Source organism: Streptomyces sp. NPDC002004, from assembly GCF_053593975.1.
Genome location: NZ_JBSFDP010000013.1, coordinates 179,867 through 202,935 on the forward strand (window position 1 = coordinate 179,867; position 23,069 = coordinate 202,935).

General features: G+C 72.9%; 20 protein-coding genes. 13 read left to right on the forward strand and 7 right to left on the reverse strand.

What is annotated here, in order from left to right:
• Positions 1-126 precede the first annotated feature (126 nt).
• Complete coding sequence (locus tag ACWCP6_RS21375; protein ID WP_450934049.1) at positions 127-903, forward strand: MerR family transcriptional regulator; 777 nt, start codon at positions 127-129, stop codon at positions 901-903.
• A complete protein-coding gene (locus tag ACWCP6_RS21380) occupies positions 900-2,120 on the forward strand; it encodes a glycosyltransferase (protein ID WP_450934050.1) in 1,221 nt (406 codons plus the stop codon). Before ACWCP6_RS21375 ends, ACWCP6_RS21380 begins: the two co-directional genes overlap by 4 nt.
• Before the next feature lie 198 nt (positions 2,121-2,318).
• Here the strand turns inward: ACWCP6_RS21380 and ACWCP6_RS21385 are convergent, their stop codons facing one another.
• The 5 genes from ACWCP6_RS21385 to ACWCP6_RS21405 form a co-directional block, all read right to left on the reverse strand.
• A complete protein-coding gene (locus ACWCP6_RS21385; protein WP_450934051.1) occupies positions 2,319-3,530 on the reverse strand; it encodes an FUSC family protein in 1,212 nt (403 codons plus the stop codon).
• 100 nt (positions 3,531-3,630) lie between these two features.
• On the reverse strand, positions 3,631-4,932 hold the full coding sequence (locus tag ACWCP6_RS21390) for a phosphoribosyltransferase family protein (RefSeq protein ID WP_450934052.1): 1,302 nt from the start codon (positions 4,930-4,932) through the stop codon (positions 3,631-3,633).
• 205 nt (positions 4,933-5,137) lie between these two features.
• The gene (locus ACWCP6_RS21395; protein ID WP_450934053.1) at positions 5,138-5,695 is read right to left on the reverse strand and encodes a SixA phosphatase family protein; all 558 of its coding nucleotides are present in this window, start codon (positions 5,693-5,695) and stop codon (positions 5,138-5,140) included.
• A complete protein-coding gene (locus tag ACWCP6_RS21400) occupies positions 5,688-6,431 on the reverse strand; it encodes a hypothetical protein (protein WP_450934054.1) in 744 nt (247 codons plus the stop codon). The genes ACWCP6_RS21395 and ACWCP6_RS21400 overlap by 8 nt, the downstream gene beginning before the upstream one ends.
• 147 nt (positions 6,432-6,578) lie before the next feature.
• On the reverse strand, positions 6,579-7,016 hold the full coding sequence (locus ACWCP6_RS21405; protein ID WP_450934055.1) for a PPOX class F420-dependent oxidoreductase: 438 nt from the start codon (positions 7,014-7,016) through the stop codon (positions 6,579-6,581).
• A gap of 193 nt (positions 7,017-7,209) precedes the next feature.
• Between ACWCP6_RS21405 and ACWCP6_RS21410 the strand changes: the two genes are divergently transcribed.
• From ACWCP6_RS21410 to ACWCP6_RS21425, 4 genes are read left to right on the forward strand one after another with little or no spacing between them, the layout of a single operon-like run.
• Entirely contained in the window at positions 7,210-8,367 is a 1,158-nt protein-coding gene (locus ACWCP6_RS21410) for an acyl-CoA dehydrogenase family protein (protein WP_450934056.1), read from the forward strand.
• Positions 8,368-8,422: 55 nt separating this feature from the next.
• Positions 8,423-10,021, forward strand: coding sequence for a thiamine pyrophosphate-binding protein (locus tag ACWCP6_RS21415; RefSeq protein WP_450934057.1), 1,599 nt, complete (start codon positions 8,423-8,425; stop codon positions 10,019-10,021).
• The gene (locus ACWCP6_RS21420; protein WP_450934058.1) at positions 10,018-11,211 is read left to right on the forward strand and encodes a Glu/Leu/Phe/Val dehydrogenase dimerization domain-containing protein; all 1,194 of its coding nucleotides are present in this window, start codon (positions 10,018-10,020) and stop codon (positions 11,209-11,211) included. The genes ACWCP6_RS21415 and ACWCP6_RS21420 overlap by 4 nt, the downstream gene beginning before the upstream one ends.
• Positions 11,208-13,415 carry an acetate--CoA ligase family protein gene (locus ACWCP6_RS21425; protein WP_450934059.1) on the forward strand — a complete coding sequence of 736 codons (2,208 nt, stop codon included), beginning with the start codon at positions 11,208-11,210 and terminating at the stop codon, positions 13,413-13,415. Before ACWCP6_RS21420 ends, ACWCP6_RS21425 begins: the two co-directional genes overlap by 4 nt.
• Positions 13,416-13,495: 80 nt before the next feature.
• On the opposite strand, the gene ACWCP6_RS21430 is transcribed toward ACWCP6_RS21425, so the two are convergent.
• On the reverse strand, positions 13,496-15,046 hold the full coding sequence (locus ACWCP6_RS21430) for an APC family permease (protein ID WP_450934060.1): 1,551 nt from the start codon (positions 15,044-15,046) through the stop codon (positions 13,496-13,498).
• A 423-nt stretch (positions 15,047-15,469) separates the two neighbouring features.
• On the opposite strand from ACWCP6_RS21430, the gene ACWCP6_RS21435 reads away from it, so the two are divergent.
• Entirely contained in the window at positions 15,470-15,952 is a 483-nt protein-coding gene (locus ACWCP6_RS21435; protein ID WP_450934061.1) for a hypothetical protein, read from the forward strand.
• A gap of 86 nt (positions 15,953-16,038) precedes the next feature.
• Here ACWCP6_RS21435 and ACWCP6_RS21440 read toward each other — a convergent pair whose 3' ends face one another.
• A complete protein-coding gene (locus ACWCP6_RS21440; protein ID WP_450934062.1) occupies positions 16,039-17,673 on the reverse strand; it encodes an FAD-dependent oxidoreductase in 1,635 nt (544 codons plus the stop codon).
• A gap of 346 nt (positions 17,674-18,019) precedes the next feature.
• On the opposite strand from ACWCP6_RS21440, the gene ACWCP6_RS21445 reads away from it, so the two are divergent.
• From ACWCP6_RS21445 to ACWCP6_RS21470, 6 genes are all read left to right on the forward strand, one after another.
• The gene (locus ACWCP6_RS21445) at positions 18,020-19,159 is read left to right on the forward strand and encodes a SchA/CurD-like domain-containing protein (protein WP_450934063.1); all 1,140 of its coding nucleotides are present in this window, start codon (positions 18,020-18,022) and stop codon (positions 19,157-19,159) included.
• Positions 19,160-19,229: 70 nt separating this feature from the next.
• Complete coding sequence (locus ACWCP6_RS21450; RefSeq protein ID WP_450934064.1) at positions 19,230-19,673, forward strand: cupin domain-containing protein; 444 nt, start codon at positions 19,230-19,232, stop codon at positions 19,671-19,673.
• On the forward strand, positions 19,670-20,938 hold the full coding sequence (locus ACWCP6_RS21455; protein ID WP_450934065.1) for a beta-ketoacyl-[acyl-carrier-protein] synthase family protein: 1,269 nt from the start codon (positions 19,670-19,672) through the stop codon (positions 20,936-20,938). The genes ACWCP6_RS21450 and ACWCP6_RS21455 overlap by 4 nt, the downstream gene beginning before the upstream one ends.
• A complete protein-coding gene (locus tag ACWCP6_RS21460; protein ID WP_450934066.1) occupies positions 20,935-22,185 on the forward strand; it encodes a ketosynthase chain-length factor in 1,251 nt (416 codons plus the stop codon). The genes ACWCP6_RS21455 and ACWCP6_RS21460 overlap by 4 nt, the downstream gene beginning before the upstream one ends.
• 16 nt (positions 22,186-22,201) lie before the next feature.
• Positions 22,202-22,459 carry a phosphopantetheine-binding protein gene (locus tag ACWCP6_RS21465; RefSeq protein WP_450934067.1) on the forward strand — a complete coding sequence of 86 codons (258 nt, stop codon included), beginning with the start codon at positions 22,202-22,204 and terminating at the stop codon, positions 22,457-22,459.
• Between the two features lies 1 nt (position 22,460).
• Positions 22,461-22,940 (forward strand): SRPBCC family protein, encoded by a 480-nt coding sequence (locus ACWCP6_RS21470; protein WP_450934068.1) that lies wholly within the window; start codon positions 22,461-22,463, stop codon positions 22,938-22,940.
• Positions 22,941-23,069: the final 129 nt, after the last annotated feature.

Consider the following 23,069-nt stretch of genomic DNA (forward strand, 5'->3'; position numbering starts at 1 on the left):
ACCGCGTATCGGGTGCCCTGACCCCCTGGCGGGGCCCCTCCCGGCCGCCGCGGAGCGTCACGGATGCTTGACCCTCACCCGACGTCAGGGCCGAGGGTGCGGATGCAGGGGAACGGAAGGGGCGGCATGAGCTACTCGGTGGGGCAGGTCTCGCGGTTCGCGGGGGTCACGGTGCGGACCCTCCACCACTACGACACGTCGGGGCTGCTCACTCCCAGCGACCGCAGCCCCGCCGGGTACCGGCTCTACAGCGATGCCGACCTGGCACGCCTCCAGCAGATCCTCTTCTACCGGGAGCTCGGCTTCCCGCTCGACGAGATCGCGGACATCCTGGACGACCCCAGGACCCATGCGCTCGACCACCTCCGGGCGCGCACCGAGATCCTGACCGAGGAGATCGCCCGGCTGCAGCGGCTCGTGGAGGTGGCCGAGCACGCCATGGAGGTGGAGCGGACCGGAGTCGCCCTCACCCCCGAGGAGCGCTTCGAGGTCTTCGGCGACATCGCCTTCGACCTCAGCTACGCGACGGACGCGCAGCTGAAGTGGGGTGACCGGCCCGGCCATCGACAGGCCATGGCCAGCGCGGCCGCGCACTCCAAGGAGGACTGGCGCCGGCTCATGGCCGAGGCGGCCGCCTGGCGGCGCCGCCTGATCGAGGCCTTCGAGGCCGGCGAGAGCCCCGAAGGCGACCGCGCCACGGCCCTCGCCGACGAGCACCGCCGGCACATCGAGCGCTGGTTCACGCCCTGTCCGCCGGACATGCACTGCCGCATCGTCGACGACTGCGTCAGCGACCCGCGCGCCTTCGCCCTGCACGTCCCCGCCCCCGAACAACGCCCCGGCCTGGCCCGGTTCCTCCAGGCCGCGGCCCACACCAACGCGGAACGCCATGGAGTGCGATGAACATCCTCATCACCGCCGCCGGATCCCGAGGGGACGTCGCCCCCTACACCGGGGTCGGCGTGCGTCTCAGAGAGGCCGGACACGACGTCGCCGTCGCCACGCACGAGCACTTCGCGCCGCTGGTCGCCGAGAGCGGCCTGGAGTTCCGCGCCCTGCCCGGCGACCCGTACGGCTCGTCCGGCGACGGGCGGGGCACGGCGGCGCTGGCCCGCAAGGCGGCCGCCTTCGTACGGGAGCTGGGCACCGGCATCGCCGACGCCGCCGCACAGGGGGCGGAACTGCTGCTGCTGTCCACGACGACCGCCCCTCTGGGCTGGCACGTCGCCGAGGCCATGGGAGTGCCGAGCCTGGGCGCGTATCTGCAGCCGGTGACGCCCACCGGGTCGTTCCCGCCCGTGGTCGGCGGGGCACGGTCGCTCGGCCCCTGGGGGAACAGGGCCGCCGGCCGGCTCTCGCTGCGCGTGGTCGACCGTATCCACGCGGAGGCTGCGCGCAGGCTGCGCGACCGGTTCGGCCTGCCACCCGCCGCACCGGGGCAGGTCCGTCGCCGGTACGAGGAGCGCGGCTGGCCCGTCCTGCACGGCTTCAGCCCCCATGTGGTGCCGCGCCCCGCCGACTGGCGCGCGGGCCTCGACGTCGTGGGCCACTGGTGGCCCCACACACCGGACGGCCGCGCGCTGCCGTCCGCACTGGAGGACTTCCTGCACGCCGGGCCGCCGCCCGTGTTCATCGGCTTCGGCAGCATGGCCGGCGGCCAGGGCGAACGGCTCGGCGAACTCGCCGTGCGGGCCCTGCGCAGTGCCGGGCTGCGCGGGGTCCTGCAGTCGGGGCACGCGGGCCTGACCGCGGTGGACGACGACACGACCGTCGTCGGCGATCTGCCGCACGCGCTGCTCTTCCCGCGGATGGCCGCGGTCGTGCACCATGCGGGCGCGGGCACCACCGCCGCCGGGCTGCGTGCGGGTGTGCCCACGGTGCCCGTGCCGGTGACGGCCGACCAGCCCTTCTGGGCCGCCCGGGCCGCCGCCCTCGGCGCCGCGACCACTCCGATCCCCTTCAAGGACCTGACCGCCGACCGGCTTGCGGACGCCTTGCGCCGCGTGGTGGGCGAGCCGGGGTACCGGAGCCGGGCCCGGGCGGCGGCGGCGCTGCTGGCCGCGGAGGACGGCGCGGGCAGGGTGGTCGCGGCCGTGGGCCGGGTCGCGGGGCGTGGGTGAAGCCGGTGAGGCCCCTGAACACCGTGTGGAGCATGTGGGAATCTGAGGCAGGTGAGGTCTGTGTGGCCTCTGAGGCACCTGCGGCCTCTGAAGCCGCCCGAGGTTCCGGTACGCCCGTCGCCGTTGCCGTCCGCTTGTGACGCCCTGCCCGTCGGCTCGTGGCACCCTCGCCGGTCCCAGTGTCCGGAGCCCTCGCCCTCAGCCCCGGCGGAGGCGTCGCCGCATGCGCCCCAGCCAGACGTAGCGCGCTCCCTGCGCACGGGCGCTGCGGTCCAGCTCCTCCATGAGGCGCCGGGTGCGGTGCTCCAGGTCGAGCTCGTCGAGGATGCGGTTGACCTCGGCGAGCAGCGCCCCCTGCAGATGCCAGCTCCGCGGGTCGCGCCGCACCTCGGCCAGCAGTAGCTCGGCGACCCTGTCGCGGCTGGCGTTCGCCGCTGCCAGCTCGCCCGCGAGCCGCGCCTCGGCGGCCTCGGCGTTCCGGCTGACCTGCGTGGTGACCAGCACGGCGAAGCTGACGACGGCATCCGCCACATGCCCCAGCAGCTCCTGGAGAGCCACCCCCACCTCGCGCGGGAACAGCGGCTGGTCCGTGCGCTCCTTGGCGAGATCGGTGAGGGTGCGGGACAGCACCCGCAGGACGACCGTGCAGATCTCCAGTGTGTCCAGCCCCGTGCGCAGCACGATCCGGTACAACAGGCCTTCCTTCACGCGCGGGTTGAGCCGCAGACTGTCCTCCGCCTGCCGCAGCGCAGCGTCCACCTCGGACACGTCGTTGTCGAGCTGCCGTGCCTCGTGAAGCCGCTCGGCGGCCCGCTCCGGCGATGTCGGGACGACGAGCTGCTCGCCGCTGCGCAGCAGCAGCCGGCGCATACGGCGGGCCAGGTCCTCGATGGACGCGCCCGCGGGACCGACCCACACCGGAGGCGCCAGCAGCAGGTTGAAGGCCATTCCCACCCCGGCGCCGATGAGCGTCTCCAGCACCCGGTCCCACGCGGAGTAGGCCACGCTGGTCACCCCGAGTACGAGCATGGCGCTGATCGCCACCTCGGCCACGAACTCCTCCACGCGGACGAACTGCCCGACGGTCAGCGACGCCAGGATGATCAGGCCCAGGCTCCACCAGGTCAGCCCCACCAGCACACTGAACCCGGTGGCGATGAGCACCCCGACGACCACCGAGTTCACCCTGCGGATGCCGGTGGTCAGCGTGGCGTAGAGGGTCACCTGCACCACCAGCAGCGCGGTGAGCGGGGCGGTCAGCGGCGCGGGCTCGTCGCTCAGCTGGAGGGCGACGACATAGGAGATGGTGGCGGCCGCGGTGGACCGCAGCGTCTGCACGACGACCGGTCGTTTGCGCCACTCGAGGAAGCGGGCCCACGCCGAGGCCGCCGCACCACGTACATTCCGCATCCTGTGCCACTTCCCGCTGAGCGGCATCACCCATCACGGTTGTGGTGCGGACGGACGCAGATCACAGGGGCAGGCCCGTGCCACGGCGCCCGGCGCGGGCTCAGACCGTCCCGGCCTGGGATGCGGACAGGTGCTGGATGAGCCAGTCGCGGGCCAGTGACGCGACGGCCTCGAGGGCGCCCGGCTCCTCGAAGAGGTGGGTGGCGCCGGGCACGACGGCGATCCGGTGCTCGCACCGCATACGGTCCGCGGCCTGCCGGTTGAGCTCCAGCACCTGCTGGTCGTCGCCTCCGACGATGAGGAGCGTGGGCGCCTGGACCTGGGGGAGCCGGCCCGCGGCCAGGTCGGGGCGGCCACCGCGCGAGACCACCGCGGTGATGTCCGCCTCCGGCTCGGCGGCGGCCATGAGCGCGGCCGCCGCGCCGGTGCTGGCGCCGAAGTAACAGACGGGCAGGTCGAGTTCGCGGCGCAGCCACGCCGTCGCCTGGCCCAGACGCCGGGCGAGCAGCGGGATGTCGAAGACGAGGTTCCGGTCCTGTTCCTCGGCGGGGGTGAGCAGGTCGAACAGCAGGGTGCCGAGACCGGCCCGGTTCAGGGCGCTCGCCACGTACTGGTTGCGCGGGCTGTGGCGGCTGCTGCCGCTGCCGTGCGCGAACGCCACGACGGCCGGCGCCCGGTCCGGCACGAGCAGATTGCCGGGCAGCCGGTGGTCACCGGCGCTCACCGTCACCTCGGGGTCGCCGGGCGTCCCGGTGTCGTCGGCGGTCCAGGACGCCGCGCGGCCGAGCAGGTCCTCGACCTCCTCGTCACCGGTCTGCGCGAAGTCCTGGTACCACTCGCCGACCGCGACGAAGATCTTCGGCGCACTCAGGCACACGGTCTCGTCCGCCTCGTGCCGCAGCCACTCCAGGGAGTCCGCCGCCGCGACGGGTACGGCCAGCACCACCCGGGCGGCGCCCTGCGCGCGGGCCACCTGGCAGGCCGCCGCGGCCGTCGAACCGGTGGCCACACCGTCGTCGACGACCACCGCGGTCCGGCCGGTCAGCGCAACCCGCGGTCGCTCGCGCCGGTACCGGGTCAGCCGACGCTCCAGCACATCGCGTTCACGCCGCTCCACCTCGTCCCGCTCCCGGGCACCGAGCCGGGCCATGCGGACGACCTCGTCGTTGAGGAGCCGGACCCCGTTCTCGCCGATCGCGCCGAAGCCCAGCTCGGGCTGGAAGGGAACGCCCAGTTTGCGCACGACGAGAACGTCCAGCGGCGCGCCGAGCGCATGGGCGACCTGGTACGCCACGGGGACGCCTCCGCGCGGCAGCCCGAGCACCACCGGATCGTGCAGGTCCAGCTGTGCCACCGCATCGGCCAGCTGCTTCCCGGCATCCACTCGATCGACGAACCGCATCTTCCGCCTCCCGTCGCAGCAGGGTCCGGACGGACCCGCGAGGGCGCGTCACGGGCAGGCCCGGAGCTCGCCCGTGGGGCGGCGGCCGGTGACCTCACGATCAAGAATAGATCGGCCCCAGGTTTCGTCCGATATCCGGACCCGAGGTGATTCGCGCCCGCGCCACCGGCGAGGTCCGCCCCCGTCGTCGTCCCGGGTCGGCCCGTCATCGTCCCGGGCCGGCCCCGGCGTCGGGCTCGGGACGGCCCCGGGGCACGACGAAGTCGGTGAGGGCCGCACAGCCCGGCGCGAGCCCGGCCCAGGGACCGGGTACCGCAAGGACGGCGATCGCGGACGTGGGGAACTTCTCGCGGGCCCGGGCCAGGGCCCCGTCCTCCCCGTCCCCCGCGAGCGACAGCACCAGGTCCTGCGCGCCGGGGTTGTGCGCGATCAGCAGGACGGTTCGATGCCGCTCCGCCACCTCGCGCAGGACGTTCCGCAGGCCGTCGGCGCTCGCCGCGTACACCCGTGGCTCGTACGACACCGTCGGCGCGCGGTCCACCGTGCCCGCCACCAGGTCCCAGGTCTGCCGTGTGCGTACGGCCGTGGAGCAGAGCACCAGATCCGGAGCGTATCCGGCGGCCCTGAGCCACTGTCCGGCCTCCGGGGCGTCCCGGCGGCCACGGGCCGCGAGCGGGCGCTCGTGGTCGGGTACGTCCTCCGGCCAGGCGGACTTGGCGTGGCGGAGCACGATCAGCCGGCCCGGGCGCTGTGTCTCAGTCACGGCCCACCTCCCGCGCGAGGTCGAGGGCGAGGATCCGGTCCAGCAGCGCGAACGTCTCGAACTTCGCGCCGGCGGTCACATCGGGCGCCGCCTCGACGTCCCGCAGCACATCGAGGACGCCCGGCGTGTCGAGGTCGTCGGCCAGGGCGTCCTCGGCGTGCCGGCGGAAGGTGTCGGGCACCGGTCCGGACGGCGCACGCGCCCACTCGGCCACCCGGGAGCGCCAGCCGCTCAGCTGCCGCTCGGCGTCGGCGGTGTGCTCCGCGCGGAGCGGCGCGGTCATGCGGTACTGGTGGGCGAGGAGCGCGAGCCTGACGGCGAACGGGTCGACGCCGCCGTCCGTCAGCAGCTCCGCCGGCGCCGGTGTGTCTCCGGGGAGCACGGCGCCCACCTCGATACGGACGCCGGGCTCGTCCTGCGGCCGCACACCCGCGTAGACGTCCGCGTCGGCGCTTCCGGAGAGCCCGGTGGGCGGATGCACGGCCAGTGCGGCCAGTACGCGGTCGAGTGCCGCGGACTGCTCGGGGGGCAGGGCGGGCCGGGCGACGTCGTGCATGACCTGGCGGCCGCCGGTCTCCACCGCACGGCACAGCACGTCGCCGATCAGCAGCGCGCGGACGTCCGTCCAGCCGACGCTGCCGTCGGCGCACGCGACATGGACGCGCAGCCGCAGCAGGGCGCGGCCGGCGCGAGGTACCTCGACGAGCTGCTGGTCGCGGCCGTCCCTGACCCTCACAGGCACCCTCGCTTCCGCCACCGGACGCGACGACGGCGGGACCGCCGCCGGGGAACCTCAGTCTCTCCCGCACCTCGATGCGCGACAACCGTGGGTCCGCCGACACGGGTCCCTCCCGCCCCGGGCCCGGTTCCCGCGCGACCCGGCTCAGGCCCTCGCCTGCCCGTACACCCGCTCGATCCGCAGCCGCAGCACCACCCGCCTGTCCCGCACCATCGCGCGCCGGTAGTCCTCCCAGTCCGGGTGTTCGCCGCGGACGTCCCGGTAGAGCCTGATCAGTTCCTCCACCGTGGCGTCGTACGGGTCCGCCGCCACGGGCGACAGCTCCGCGGTGCCCTCCGCGACGGTCCACGCCCAGCGGTCGGGGCTGGTGACGTGGTAGCCGGCCCGGGGGTCGCGACGCAGATTCCGCGTCTTGGCGCGGTCGTCCGTGACCGAGATGCGGATGACGCGCTCCTCCGGGTAGTACGCGTGGTTCACATTGGACAGCTGCGGCCTTCCGTCGCGCTTGATCGTGGCCAGTACCCCGCCGTCCACGTCGGCGACCAGCTTCAGCAGCGATTCCTGTCCTTCGGTGTCAGTCATGCCTGTACCAACGAGCGGCGCGCTGCGGGGATTCCGTCCCGCGGATACCGGCCGGGCAACTGATCCCCCGTTCAGTCGACGGCCTCGTTGACAGCGTCGTCGGGGACTCCGGATACTGACTCGCGATTCAGTTGGCATCCCTCTGGCAGCGCGCACCACCCGGCCGATCCGCCCCGTCCCGTCTGGAGGCACCATGTCCGACCTCCCCACCGAGCTCGTCCCGCTCACCGCGCAGCAGCGCGACATCGTCGAGCTCGGCCGCGCCTTCGCGCGCGAGGAGATACGGCCCAGGGCACGCGCCGTGGACGAGGCCGACGTCGAAACCCCCTGGGACCTGTGGCGCAAGGCGGCCAAGGTCGGCATCACCGGCTTCATGCTGCCCGAGGAGTACGGCGGCGGGGGCTTCACCGACGTCTTCACCCAGTGCCTGGTGCAGGAGGAGCTCTGCGTCGGGGACCTCGGCATCGGCAATCTGCTCTGCTCCAACGGCTTCTTCGCCGACCCGCTGCTGGAGCTCGGCACCGAGGAGCAGAAGCGCGCCTGGCTCACCCCGCTCGCCGGCCCGGACACCCCGATGACCGCCCTGGCGACCACCGAACCAGGCGCGGGCTCGGACGCCGCGTCGATCACGACCACCGCACACCGTGTCGACGGGGGCTATCTGCTCAACGGCCAGAAGGCGTGGATCTCCAACGCCGGCGAGGCCGAGAGCTACGTCGTCTTCGCCAAGACCGACCCCGGACAGCGCTCGCGCGGTGTGACCGCCTTTCTGCTGCGCAAGGACACACCGGGCGTCACCTTCGGCGAGCCGATGCGGAAGATGGGCCAGCGCGCCATCGTCTGCCGGGAGATCTTCTTCGCCGACGCCCATGTCCCCGAGGGGGACCGGCTCGGCGAGGAGGGCCGGGGCTTCCACGGGCTCATGCGCACCTTCGACACCTCCCGCGTGGTGCTCGGGGCGGCCGCGACCGGGGTGGCCCGTGCCGCGTACGAGTACGCGCGCGACTACGCCAGGACGCGCCGGCAGTTCGGCAAGCCGATCATCGAGCACCAGGCGGTCGCCTTCCGTCTCGCCGACATGCGGACCAGGACGGAGCAGGCCCGGCTGATGACCTGGCGTGCGGCCAAGCGGCTGGACGCCGGGCTCGACGCGACCGCCGAGGCGGCGATGGCCAAGCTCACCGCCTCCGAGACGGCCGCCTACTGCACCTGGGCGGCCGTCCAGACACTCGGCGGCTGGGGGTACTCCCGCGAGTACCCGGTCGAGCAGTGGATGCGCGACGCCAAACTGGAGGAGATCGAGGAAGGCACCTCCGACATCATGCGGCTCGTGATCTCGCGGAGCCTGTGACATGCCGACACCCCCACCCCCCGTGCGGCACGGCCGCTTCGGAGCGGAGGCCGCCATGACCGGTGGCGAGGCCGTCGTGCGCGCACTGGCCGCGCACGGCGTCCGGACCGTCTTCGGCATCCCCGGCACGCACAACCTGGAGATCCACCGCCATCTGCACCCCTACGGAGTAAGGCATGTGACACCCCGGCACGAGCAGGGCGCCGGCTACGCCGCCGACGCCTACGCCCGGGTCTCCGGCCGGCCGGGCGTGGCGATCACGACCACCGGTCCGGCCCTGCTCAACATCGCCGCGGCCGTGGGCCAGGCCTACTCGGACAGTGTGCCCCTGCTCGTCGTCTCGCCGGGGATGCCGCTGCGGCACCCGCGGCTGAGCACCGGGCTGCTGCACGAGATGCGCAGCCAGACGGAGGCGCTGCGCGGCGTAGCGGCCGTCAGTCACCGGGTGTCGTCGGCCGACGAGATCGGCGCCGCCGTGGCCCGGGCGTTCACCCTCTTCACCTCCGGCCGGCCCCGGCCCGTGCACATCGAGGTACCGCTCGATCTCCTCGACGCCCCGGAGCCGGTGGGCCCGGTACGGCTCGGCCCACCGCTCGCGCCCGTGGGGCCGCCGCCCGCCGAACTCGGCCGCGCCGCCGAGGCGCTGTGTGCCGCGTCCCGCCCCGCGATGGTCCTGGGCGGCGGAGCGCGCGGCGCGGCGACCGCATGCCTGGAACTGGCCGAGGAACTGTCGGCCCCCGTGCTGACCACCGCCAACGGCAAGGGTGTCGTGGACGAACGCCACCCGCTCTCCCTCGGCGTCGGCCTGCACAGTCCGTCCGTGCAGAAGTGGCTGAGCGAGCGCGACGCCGTCCTCGTCGTCGGCTCCGAACTCGCCGAGTCCGACTTCTGGACCACGCCGCCGGCCCTGAACGGCACGCTGATCCGCGCCGACATCGATCCGGCGCAGATGTACGCGGCGCTGCCGGCCGGCCTGGCGCTGACAGGCGACGCCCGCGAGACGCTGCGCGCACTCCTCGCGGCGGTACGGATCCACGGAGGCGGCACCGGAGCCCCCGGCGACGTCCACGCCGCCGTCCGCGGCCTGCGCCGCACCCGCGACGACGAGAGCCGTACGCGCGACGCCCGCTGGGTGCCGTATCTCGCGGCGGTCCGGGGCGTCCTCGCCGAGGACGCCGTCGTCACATCGGACAGTGCCCAGTGCTGCTACTACGGCGCCCTGCCGCACCTGCCCATCGGCCCGCGCGGACGCTATCTGCACCCCACCGGGTTCGGGACGCTCGGCTATGCGCTGCCCGCCGCGATCGGCGCCAGGACCGCCTGCCCCGACCGGCAGGTCCTCGCACTGAGCGGCGACGGGGGACTCCAGTTCACCGTGCAGGAACTCGCCACCGCCGCCCAGCTGGGTCTGCCGCTCCCCGTCGTCGTGTTCGACAACGGCGGCTACGGCGAGATACGCGACGAGATGGCGGCGCGGGGCGACACACCGTCGGCGGTCGACCTGCCACGCGTCGACCTGCCCGCCCTCTCCCGTGCCTACGGGGGCCATGGCTCCGAAGCCCGGTCACCCGAAGCACTCGCCGACGCGCTGGCCCGCGCACTCGACACCCCAGGCCCGACCGTCATCACCGTTCCCGAGGAGCCCCTCACATGACCGCGCCCGACCCGACCTCCCCCCTGATCTCGATCACCTGGACCGACCATGTCACCGGCCGCCGGGGCCATCTGGTCGTCGACCGGCTCGTCCGCGGCGTCTGCAGCGGCGGGCTCCGCATGCGGGCCGGCTGCACGCTCGAGGAGGTCGCCGGGCTCGCCCGCGGCATGACCATGAAGGAGGCGCTGCACTACAACCCGGAGAGCCGCTACGTTCCCCTGGGCGGGGCCAAGGGCGGCATCGACTGCGACCCGCGGGATCCGCAGGCGTACGGCGTCCTGGTGCGCTATCTGCGCGCCATGCGGCCGTACATCGAGGGCATGTGGACCACGGGCGAGGACCTCGGCCTCACCCAGGACCTCGTCGACCGTGCCGCCGCCGAGGCCGGCCTCGTCTCCTCCGTCCAGGCCGTCTACCCGCTCCTCGACGACGAGGCCGCGGCACGGCGACGGCTCGCCGACGCCTTCGCCCTCGACGTGGACGGCATCGGGCTCGACGAACTCGTCGGCGGCTGCGGGGTCGCCGAGGCCGCGCTCGCCGCGCTCGACCGGGCGGGCGTCGCGCACGCCGGCACGCGCGTGTCCCTCCAGGGCTTCGGCACCATGGGCGGCGCGACCGCCCGCTTTCTGCACCGCGCCGGTCTGAAGGTCGTCGCCGTGGCCGACGTCAAGGGCACCCTCGCCAACCCGGACGGCCTGGACGTCGAGGCGCTCCTCGCCGCCCGCGACGCCTACGGCACGGTGGACCGCTCGGCCCTGCGCCCCGGCGACGGCGAACTCCCCGGCGACGCCTGGCTGGAGGCGGACGCGGAGGTACTGGTGCCCGCGGCCGTCTCCTACGCGGTCGACACCGCCAACCAGGCGCGGATCACGGCACGCTGGATCGTCGAGGCGGCCAACATGCCCGTCCTGCCCGAGGCGGAGGCCCTGCTCTCCGAACGCGGCATCACCGTGCTGCCCGACGTCGTCGTCAACTCCGGTACGAACGCCTGGTGGTGGTGGACCCTCTTCGGCGACATCGGTGCCGACGCGGACGAGGCCTTCGCGTACACCCGCCGCTCGATGCGCGCGCTCATCGACCAGATGCTCGCGCGCGCCGAGACCGACGGCACCACGCCGCGTGCCGCCGCGCACGCGATCGTCGCGGACCGGCTGCCGGTGATCGCGGAGCGCTTCGGGTGGTACCGGTGACGGCCCCCGCGCACCCCCCGGCCGCGAACACCCCGGCCTCCCCGGCCCTCCCGGGTTCCACCGCCCACCCGGTCCGCTCGCCGCGGACGGCCACGTCGCGCAGTGCCCGGGCCGCCTCCCTGGAAGCCCTCTTCGACCCCCGCTCGGTCGCTGTGGTCGGTGCGTCGGAGAACCCCGAGAAGTGGGGTTACTGGCTCGCGTCCGGCGCGCTCGCCGGGCGCGCACGCCGGGCCGTCCACCTGGTCAACCGGCGTGGCGGAAGGCTCGCGGGCGAGCCGTTCCTGCCCGATCTCGCCGCCCTGCCGAGTCCGCCCGACCATGTGGTCGTCGCGGTCCCGCCGGCCTCCGTGCGCGAGGTCGTCGAGGACGGCCTGACGGCGGGCGCCCGCTGCTTCACGGTGATCACATCGGGAGGCACGTCCCCCGACGACGAACGCGCTCTGGCCGCCCTCGTCACCGCGCACGGGGCCCGGCTGCTCGGCCCCAACTGCATGGGTGTCGTCGACACGACCAGCGAACTCCGCCTCAGCTGGGGCGACTTCCCGGCGGGCGCGGTCGGATTCGTCTCGCAGAGCGGGAACCTCGCGCTGGAGATCGGCCGACTGCTGGCCCGCTCCGGTCAGGGCTTCTCCCGCTTCGTCTCCCTGGGCAACCAGCGTGACATCGACGCCGCGGACGCCGTGGACGCCCTCGTCGGCCACCCGGCGACCCGTGTCATCGCCGCGTACGTCGAGGACTTCCGCGACGGCCGCACCCTCGCCCGCACGTTCGCCCGCGCCCACGCCGCAGGTAAGCCCGTCCTGCTCCTCACCGTCGGCCGCAGCGAGGCCGCGGGCCGGGCCGCGGCCTCCCACACGGGTGCCCTGGTGAGCGCCCGGGCGACGGTGGAAGCGGTGTGCCGGGACACCGGAGCCGTCCTGCTCGGCACGGCGGGCGAGCTGGTGGACACCGCCGTGGGGCTGTTGTCGCCCGCGGCCCCCCGATGCCGGGCGGTGGGCCGTGCGCTGCGCGCCGCCGTCGTCGGTGACAGCGGAGGCCAGGGCGCCCTCGCCGCGGACGTCCTCGCATCACGTGGCATCGAGGTGCCGCCGCTGGACGCGCGCACCCGCGCCGCGGTCGCCGCGCGGCTGCGCGGGCGCGGCGCCCACGGCAACCCCGTCGACCTGGCGGGCGCGGGTGAGGCCGACCTCTCGGCGTACACCGCCGTGGCCCGCGCCCTCCTCACGGGCGGCGACACCGACGCCACCGTCCTGACCGGCTACTTCGGCGACTACGCCTCCGCCAACCCGGCCCAGGCCGGACGGGAATGCGCCGTTGCGCACGAACTCGCCGACGCGGCCGAGGAGTCGGGCCGGATGCTCGTCGTCCACACCATGGCCCGGGACACCCCCGCCCTGGCCGTTCTGCGCGAGCGGGGCATACCCGTCTACGAACGGGTCGAACAGGCCGCGACCGCCCTGCACTCGCTGGCCCGACTGGCCTCCACCACGCCGACGCCGTGCGATGCACACCCGGAGCCGGAGTTGGAGGCCGAGCTCCGGGTGCCCTCGACCGTGCCCGGGCGACGGGCGGTCCCGGACGGCGGCTACGAGACCATGCGGAGCCTGTTGCGGTCCTACGGCATCGCCTTCCCCGCAGCCGAGTTCGTGGCCACCGCCGGCGAAGCGGTACGGGCCGCACGGTCCGTGGGGTACCCGCTCGCCCTCAAGGCGATGGGGCAGGCCCACAAGACGGAGGCGGGCGGAGTCGCCCTCGGGCTCGCCGACGGGGAGGCGTTGCGGGCCGCCTTCATCCGGATGCGGGCCGCGACCGGTGCCGACCGCTACGCCGTGGAGGCGATGAGCGCGCCGCCCCACGCCGTCGAACTCATCGTCGGGGCGCGCCGTGATCCGGCGTTCGGCCCCGTCGTCATGGCGGGCATCGGCGGAGTCACCGCCGAACTTCTCGCCGACACCGCCGTGGCTCTTGCCCCGCTCACCCCGGACCGCGCCCGCGCCGTGCTGCTCGCGCTGCGCCACGCACCCCTGCTGACCGGCTGGCGCGGCGCCCCCGCCGTCGACCTCGACGCCGCGGCCCGGGCGCTGTGCGCGGTCTCCCGGGCCGCCGCGGAGCACCCGGAGCTGGCCGAACTCGACGTCAATCCGCTGCAGGTCCACCCGGGCGGCGCGATCGCCCTCGATGCCCATGGCGTCCTGCGGGCGTAGGCGGGACGGCGGTCACGGCAACAGGGGTGCCGGTCACCGCCCTGCGGTCACGGCACCCCGTCACGTCCGGAAGGGGTGCGTCATCCCTTCGCCCGCCGTGTCTTCGCGCCGAGGGCGAAGAAGACCAGACCGATCCCGATGAACAGGGCGAGCGGAACCACCTGGCTGAGCGTGTACGCAAGGCGCCGGCCGTGGAAGGACCGGGGGAGCGAGTCGGCCGGCGAGCCCGGCGCGCCGAACCAACCCACGCCGAAGCCGGGCCAGATCAGCACGACCACCGTGAAGGCGACCAGACCGGTGGCGAGCGCGGTCACGGCCCACACCCCGGCCCGGCCGCCCGGCACGGCGTACGGGCGGGGCGTGTCGGGGTACTTGCGGCGCAGCACGGCGAGGCTCGGGAAGGTGATGACGTACGAGATGAACGTGGTGCAGATGGTCAGACCGAGCCCGGCGGCGAAGTACTTCTCGCCGTCGCCGTCCGTGAGGTTGAGCGCGACCACGAACAGGACGGAGGCCAGGACGGCGGACAGCAGGTTCACCCGCACCGGGGTGCCGTGCTTCTCGGAGATCGCCCCCAGCCACGCCGGGCCGGCCCCGTCGGCGCAGGCGACGGCCTGTGCCCGGTGGGCCCCCATCGCCCAGGTCACGCCGCTGGTGAGCAGACCGACCACGAGTCCGGCAGCGGCGATGCCGCCGAGGACCGACCCGGCGCCGGACAGGGTGACCGTGCCGTCGGCGGCGATCGACCCGCCGTACACGGTGAAGACGGCCTTGCACGCGTCGATGAACCCGCCGAGGCTGCCGATGTTCCTGCTGGGCAGCACGAACAGGATGCCGAGGATGGGGCCGCCGTACAGGACGATCGATGCGATGCCGGAGCGCAGGATGGCGAGGGGGATGTCACGGCGCGGGTTCCTCATCTCCTCGGCCGCGGAACTGGGCAGTTCGAAGCCCACGTAGTTGAAGATCAGTACGGGGACGAGGGCCACGAACCCGGCGTACGTCGGTGCGAAGTCACCCGCGGGCAGCGTGTGCACACCGTGTCGGAGTGCGAACACCACCACCGACACCAGGAAGAAGCCGAGCAGCACGATCCGGGCGACGGCCCCGGCGATCGGCACCCACTTGCCGACCCGCACGGACTGCACAACGGCGAGCGCGCCGCCCCAGATGAAGACCAGCCCGGCCACGTACTTCCAGACTCCCGGCAGCGGGGTGAAGAACTCCTCCCACGTGGTCAGGGCGATGATGCAGAGACTGCCGCCCACCCACACCGGGTTGGAGATCCAGTAGAGCAGCTGGTTGAGGCCGGCGGTGAGGCGTCCGAACGCGAGCCGGGTCCATACGTACGGCCCGCCCTGCACCGGGAACGCCGAGCCGAGTTCGGCCACGAGCAGTCCGTACGGCAGGAAGAACGCCAGCGCGAGGACGGCCATCCAGGTCAGGCCCTGCGGCCCCTGGGCGGCGACCGAGCCGATGGTGTCGAGGCCGACGAGCGTGCAGATCAGAAAGAACAGGACGTCCAGCCGCCGCAGGTCCTTGCGGAGCCTGGAGCGCTGTTCGCCCCATCCCCGGGAGAGGTCCGGTGTCTGCGGGGAGGACGGCGAGCGGTGCGGGGGTGCTTGGGTCACGGGGACTCCTGCGGCAGTACGGCGCGGACTCGTACCTGGCACGGCACTTGCTCTACTGACTGAATGAGCAGTCAGTAGAGGGGTTGGAGCGCACTGTGGCCCGCGCCACACACCGGTGTCAAGGGGTCGTCGGGAGAGCGCCCCTCCGTCCGGGGGCGGTGGAGCGGCGCCGCGGCGGGGGCCGGACGGGCGGGTCCCGACGGCCCGCGTCCCGGTGGTCGGGACCGCTCTTGCCGAAACAGGAGGGGGGAAGGTTAGGCTTACCTAAATTTTTCTGTGGTCCGCCTGGGAGAAGCCTGTGTCCGCGCTGCCTTCGGAGTCGACGATTCCGCTCACTTCCGCGCCCCGGTCGGCCGGAAGCGGTCCGGCCCGCCGACGGCTCGGCGTGGCGACTCGTGGTGGACCGTTTCCGCCGTCGCGGTCGTGGCCTGCGCGGTGCTCGCGGCCTCCGCCTGGGTCTCCCTGCACCTCCGCGCCGACGCGGCCCTGCACGACGCCGCCCTCTTCGTCCACCTCGCCTCGCTGGTGCTCGGCTTCGGCGCCGTGCTCATGGCCGACTACTGGGGGCTCCTCTGGATGTCGGGCCGGTGCACCCTGCGGGAGGCCCTCGACACCGCAGGACGCCTGCATGTGCCGATATGGACCGGTCTGGCGGGCCTCGTCGTCAGCGGAATGGCACTTGAGCCCGATCTCTCCTCGGCGTTCACCCGTACCAAGCTGGCCCTCGTCGTGGCCCTCACTCTCAACGGGCTCCAGGCCGGTCTCCTCAACAGACGCATGGCCCAGCAGGACCCGGCGGCCCCGCTCGCGCGGGGCCTGCTCGCCCGGGGCGCCGCCACCGCCCTCGTCTCCCAGGTCTGCTGGTGGGGCGCCGTGGCCATCGGCTTCCACAACAGCCGGCGCTGAGCGCCGCGGTCCGAGGGCCGGCGACACAGCGCCCAGGCCCCCGGAAGCACTGCCTCCGAGGGCCTGGGGGTGACCGAAGCGGGCCGTCAGGCCAGGTCGAGCAGCCTCGCCATCAGATCGTGCAGCGTCGCACGCGGGTCGGCGACGGAGCCCTCCGAGCGCCAGGCGACATAGCCGTCGGGACGTACCAGAACCGCCCCTCGTCGCGTCACGCCGTGGGCCTCGGCCCAGTCGGCGCCGTCCACCGGGGCGAGCTCCGCATGCGGACCGGTGCCGATGCGGTACGACTCCAGCTGGATGGCGAGCCGCTCGGCGACATTGGTCGCCGCCGTGTGCCAGGCGTCGTCGTCGGCGTCGCTGAGCAGCACGAAGGACCGCTCGTACAGGTCCACCGTGGACGTACGGACCCCGGAGCGCAGCAGCCACAGGTGCGGGGCTCGGCTGCCCGGCTCGCCCGAAAAGCGCATCTGCTCGGGCACCACCGGCTGCCCCGAGTCGGCGCCCGCCACCGCGCCACGCGGATACCGGTAGCCGAGCGCCACCTTGAGCAGGTTGCCCTGCGGGCCGCCGCCCGCACCGGGCGGCGGCGCGTACCCGGGGTGGCTGTGCTCCACGGAACGGGCGGAAGCCCGCTCGCTCGTCGCCTTCGCCACCGGCAGCCGCTCCTCCTCGTAGGTCTCGAGGAGCCCCGGACCCGCCCAGCCGTTCAGCACGGCGGCAAGCTTCCAGGCGATGTTGTGCGCGTCCTGGATGCCGGTGTTGGACCCGAAGGCCCCCGTCGGTGACATCTCGTGCGCGGAGTCGCCGGCGAGGAACACCCGGTCGGCCGCGTACCGCGCCGCGACCCGCTCCGCGGCGTGCCACGGCGCCTTGCCGGTGATCTCCACGTCGATGTCCGGCGCGCCGACGGCCCGGCGGATGTGATCGGCGCACCGCTCCGGGGTGAAGTCCTCCAGCGTCTCGCCGTTCTCGGGGTGCCAGGGCGCGTGGATGACCCACTTCTCCACGTTGTCCACCGGCAGCAGCGCCCCGTCGGCATCGGGGTTCGTCAGATAGCAGACGATGAAGCGCCGGTCGCCCACCACATCCGCGAGGCCCTTGGAATTGAAGGTGATGCTGACGTTGTGGAACAGGTCCCCGGGACCCGTCTGGCCGATGCCCAGCCGCTCCCGGATCGGGCTGCGCGGCCCGTCCGCCGCGATCAGGTACTCCGCGTGCACGGTGCTGTGCTCGCCGGTGTCCCGGTTCTTCATCACCGCGGTGACGCCGTCCCGGTCCTGGTCGAAGGAGAGCATCTCGGTGGAGAACCGGATGTCTCCGCCCAGCTCACGCGCGTACCGCAGCAGCACCGGCTCCAGGTCGTTCTGACTGCACAGGCACCAGCCGCTGGGCGTGATCCGGGCCAGCCCGCCGCCCGGGTCGATTTCCTTGAACAGCCACTCGCCCTCGTCGCCGGACAGGGACGGGGTCTGCAGGATGCCGTGGTTCTCCGCGAGGATCGACGCGGCGTCACGGATCTGCTCCTCCACGCCCGCCACCCGGAACAGCTCCATCGTGCGGACGTTGTTCCCACGCCCCCGTGGATGCATCGAGGTGCCCGCGTGCTTCTCGACCACCATGTGCTCGATGCCGTGCCGGGCCAGGAACAGCGAGGCGGACAGACCCACCAGGGAACCGCCCACGATGAGGACCGGGACGTGGTGGTCGACTTGTTCGTTCATCAGTACCTCCAGCAGCCGCAGACCCCCCGCCTATGGAGAGTCCATGCCCGGCCGGAGAGGGTCCGCTCGCCCCATTCACCCGGCTGCGTCCCCCGGCCCGCCGCCCGGCGCACCCGGCACGTCACCCACCTGGTTCACCCGGATTCCCCAGCACGTCACCCACGTGGTTCATGCGACTCGCGCGGTCCCGGGCACCGACCCACGATCGGATTCCGGGCTGATCCTCGCCCTCGCCACCGGGGGACGCCCCCGGGCAGCCGGGGATCACCCACTGTGAATTCCCGACGCCTGACGTCACGTCACAAGGGGCGTGGCGCCGACGCGGTCCCGAAGGAGATGTGTCCGGATGACAATCACGGAACGTGTATCGCAGTCCGCACGAGTGTCGCAGTCTGCGTTCGACGGCTCCCGGCTTCGGGTCGTCCTGCTGCTGGACCTCCACGACGGAGCCCAGGAGCAGTTCCTGGAGGCCTACGAGCACCTGCGCAATCAAGTGGCCTCCGTGCCCGGCCACATCAGCGACCAGCTCTGCCAGTCCATCGAGAACCCCTCTCAGTGGCTCATCACCAGCGAGTGGGAGAGCGCGCCGCCCTTCCTGGCCTGGGTGAACAGCGAGGAGCACGTCCAGACGGTGCAGCCGCTGCACAGCTGCGTCCGTGACACCCGCTCGCTGCGATTCAGCATCCTGCGCGAGACCGGCAAGGCGACCGCGTCGAAGCCCGCGCCGGCCAAGGGGCATCTGCAGCCCTCGGCCCGCCTCGGCGACAACGTCGTGCGCCACGCCCTCACCTTCACCGTGAAGCCGGGCAGCGAGGAGACCGTCGCCGAGATCCTCGCCGGCTACACCTCGCCGAAGGCGCAGGTCGACGAGAACACCAAGCTGTGCCGTACCTCCCTCTTCATGCACGGGAACCGCGTCGTCCGCGCGATCGAGGTCAAGGGCGACCTGATGGCCGCACTGCGCCACGTGGCCAGGCAGCCCGAGGTGCGGGCGGTCGAGGAGGCCATCAACCCCTACCTCGAGCAGGACCGGGACCTCAACGACCCCGGCTCCGCCCGCGTCTTCTTCACCCGCGCCGCACTGCCGGCCGTGCACCACGTGGCGATGGGCACCGACGAGAGCGCGGACATCCAGCGGCACGCCCTGCTCTACCCGGCCAAGAAGGGCTGCGGCATGTCCCTCGCCCAGCTCCTCGCCCAGCTGGACGAGGTCGCCGCGGACGACCCGACCAGCCCGCTGCACGGCAGCACGATCTTCCAGCGCGACGACATCGTGGTCCGTCTGGTCGACGTCCACGGGCGCATCGAGTCCGACCCGGTCCTCTCCCTGGGCCTCAAGGGCGACCGCAAGGCAGCCGTCCTGTCCCGGCTGCTCGACACCGACGCACTGGGCATGGACGCCGCCCCGGCGAACGAGAAGGACGTCTCGCGCTTCCTCGCCCACTCCGACATGCAGCTGATCACCGACCGTCGCGCGGAGCACTGACCGGGCCGCCGGACCCACCGGGACCGGACGCACACGTCATCGGACACCCGTTCACCTGGAGGAAGCACACATGACCACGCAGCGCCCACGCATCGTGGACCTCAGCGAGACCCAGCCCAACACCAGACGCGGCGGTGACCTGCGCGCCATGCTCACCCCCACGGCGGTGGGCGCCACGAGCGGCTTCATGGGCCTCGCCATCGTCCAGCCGGGCGAACGCATCGGCGAGCACTACCACCCGTACTCCGAGGAATTCGTGTACGTCGTCAGCGGTGCCCTCGAGGTGGACCTGGACGACGAGACGTACCCCATCCGGCCCGACCAGGGTCTGCTGATTCCGCCCTACATGCGGCACCGCTTTCGCAATGTGGGCGACACCGAGGCCCGCATGGTCTTCCACCTCGGACCGCTGGCGCCGCGCCCGGAACTCGGGCACGTCGACACCGAGGAGACCTGCGCCTCGCAGACCGCCGGGAAAGCCAGGACCGCGGAACCGACCGAGGCCGTGTCATGACCCGACGCGTGGCGGTCACCGGCGTCGGCATTGTGGCCCCCGGCGGCGTGGGCGTACCGGCGTTCTGGGACCTCCTCGCAAGCGGCCGCACCGCGACCAGGGGCATCACGCTCTTCGATCCGGTGGGGCTCCGCTCGCGCATCGCCGCCGAAGTCGACTTCGACCCGGCGGCCCATGGCATCGACGCGGAGGAGGCCCAGCGCTCCGACCGCTATGTGCAGTTCGCCATGGTCGCCGCCCGCGAAGCGGTGCAGGACTCCGGGCTCGACCCGGAGAAGGAGGACCCGTGGCGCATCGGTGTGTCCCTCGGCACCGCCGTGGGCGGGACCACGCGCCTCGAGCACGACTACGTCCTCGTCAGTGAGACCGGCCGGCGGTGGGATGTCGACCACCGCCAGGCCGGGGACCATCTGCACCGGGCGTTCTCGCCCAGCACACTGGCCTCCGTGGTCGCCGAGCAGTTCGGCGCCCACGGGCCGGTGCAGACCGTCTCCACCGGCTGCACCTCCGGCCTCGACGCCGTCGGCTACGCCTTCCAGGCCGTGGAGGACGGCCGTGTCGACGTGTGCATAGCAGGAGCGTCCGACTCGCCCATCTCTCCGATCACGATGGCGTGCTTCGACGCCATCAAGGCCACGTCCCCCAACAACGACGACCCCGAGCACGCTTCCCGCCCCTTCGACCTGCACCGCGACGGATTCGTCATGGGCGAGGGCGGCGCCGTGCTCGTCCTGGAGGAGCTGGAACACGCCCGCGCCCGTGGCGCGCACGTGTACTGCGAGATCAGCGGCTACGCCACCTTCGGCAACGCCTACCACATGACCGGCCTCACCCGTGAGGGCCTGGAGATGGCCCGCGCCATCGACACCGCGCTCGACCACGCCCGCATGGACGGCTCGCAGATCGACTACGTCAACGCGCACGGATCGGGAACCCAGCAGAACGACCGCCACGAGACCGCGGCGGTGAAACGGTCCCTGGGCGCCCATGCCCACGACATCCCGATGAGCTCGATCAAGTCCATGGTCGGGCACTCGCTCGGAGCCATTGGGTCGATCGAGGTCGTGGCGTGCGTCCTGGCACTCGCCCGCCAGGTCGTGCCGCCGACTGCGAACTACCAAACCCCGGACCCGGAATGCGACCTCGACTACGTGCCGCGCACCGCACGCGAGCTGAAGCTGGACAGCGTGCTGTCGGTCGGCAGTGGATTCGGAGGCTTCCAGTCCGCGGTGATTCTGACCCGACCAGACGGGAGGACACGATGAGCCCGCAGCACATACGCCGTGCGGCCGTCACCGGCATAGGCGTCATCGCCCCCAACGGACTGAGCACGGAGACCTTCTGGAAGGCCACCCAGGAGGGGATAAGCGTCCTCGACCGGGTGACCCGGGAGGGCTGCGAACACCTGCCGCTCCGCATAGCCGGCGAGATACGCCACTTCGACCCGGCATCGCTGATCGAGGAGCGGTTCCTCGTCCAGACCGACCGGTTCAGTCACTTCGCGATGGCGGCGGCCGATCTCGCCCTGGAGGACGCCCGGCTCGGCCGCGGCGACACCGGCGAGCAGCCGTTCTCGGTCGGCGTCGTCACCGCTGCCGGATCCGGCGGCGGCGAGTTCGGGCAGCGGGAGCTGCAACGGCTGTGGGGGCAGGGCTCCAAGTTCGTGGGCCCGTACCAGTCCATCGCCTGGTTCTACGCGGCCAGCACCGGACAGATATCCATACGCGGCGGGTTCAAGGGCCCCTGCGGCGTGGTGGCCAGCGACGAGGCCGGCGGCCTCGATGCCCTCGCCCATGCCGCCCGGGTGATCCTGCGCGGCACCGACGCCGTCGTCGTCGGTGCGGCCGAGGCCCCCCTCGCTCCGTACTCCGTGGTCTGCCAGCTGGGCTACGAGGACCTCAGCACCTCCGGGGACGCGGCCCGCGCCTACCGTCCCTTCACCAGCGAGGCCTGCGGCTTCGTCCCCGCCGAGGGCGGCGCCATGCTCGTCCTGGAGGACGAGGAGGCCGCACGGCGCCGCGAGGTGCCGGCCCGGGCCTACATAGCCGGCCACGCCGCGACCTTCACCGGGGCCTCCCGCTGGGCGGACTCCCGGGAGGGCCTCGCCCACGCCATACGCGGCGCGCTGCACGAGGCGGGGTGCGCACCCGAGGAGATAGACGTCGTGTTCGCCGACGCGCTCGGCGTACCGGAGGCGGACCGGGCCGAGGCGCTGGCCGTCGCCGACGCCCTCGGCGCCCACGGCAGGCGGGTGCCGGTCACGGCGCCCAAGACCGGCATCGGCCGGGCCTACTGCGGGGCGCCCGTACTGGACGCGGCCGCCGCGGTGCTCGCCATGGAGCACGGCCTCGTACCCCCCACCCCCAACGTCTTCGACGTCTGCCATGACCTCGACGTGGTGACCACGCACGCTCGGCCCGCCGAGCTGCGCACGGCACTGGTACTCAGCCGGGGACTCATGGGCTCCAATGCGGCGCTCGTGCTGCGGCGCGGCGTCGAAGCCCTCTCGTGAGAAGGAGAAACCGCTCATGAACAGCGAACTGTCCGTCCCGCAGCTGACCGCTCTCATCAAGAAGGCGGCCGGCGTCACCCTCGACCCGTCCGACCTGGCGGACCGGATCGACGTCGCCTTCACGGACCTCGGTCTGGACTCGCTCGGTCTGCTCGGCATCGTCGGCGAACTGGAGAACAGCCACGGCCGGGCGCTGCCCACCGACGCGGAGAAGTGCAGGACTCCGCGTGAATTCCTCGACCTCGTCAACCACTCTCTCATGGCAGGAGCCTGATGTGACCGGGCACACCGAAAACGAAGTGACCATCGCCGCCCCCCTCGACCTCGTCTGGGACATGACCAACGACATCGAGAACTGGCCGCAGCTGTTCAGCGAGTACGCCTCCGTGGAGGTGCTGGCGCGGGAGGGTGAGAAGACCACCTTCCGGCTGACCATGCACCCCGACGAGAACGGCAAGGTCTGGAGCTGGGTCTCGGAGCGGACCACCGACCGGCCGGGCCTGACGGTCCGAGCCCGCCGTGTCGAACCGGGCCCCTTCGAGTACATGAACATCAAGTGGATGTACTCGGAGACCCCGAACGGCACCCGGATGCACTGGGCGCAGGAATTTGCGATGAAGCCCGAGGCGCCCGTCGACGACGAGTGGATGACCGACAACATCAACCGCAACTCGGTCATCCAGATGGGCCTGATCCGCGACAAGATCGAGCAGCGCGCCCAGGCGCGCCGGCCCGCCTCCGTCACCAGCGAGTGACCCTCCCTCCGGGCTCCCTGCGGGCCCGGCGCAAGCAGGGAACCTCCGTCGCCCGTCGTCCGGGGGCCGCCGCCCGCGGGGCGCCGGGGGGGGGGGGCCCCCCCCAAGTTGCCGCGGAGGGACCCCCAA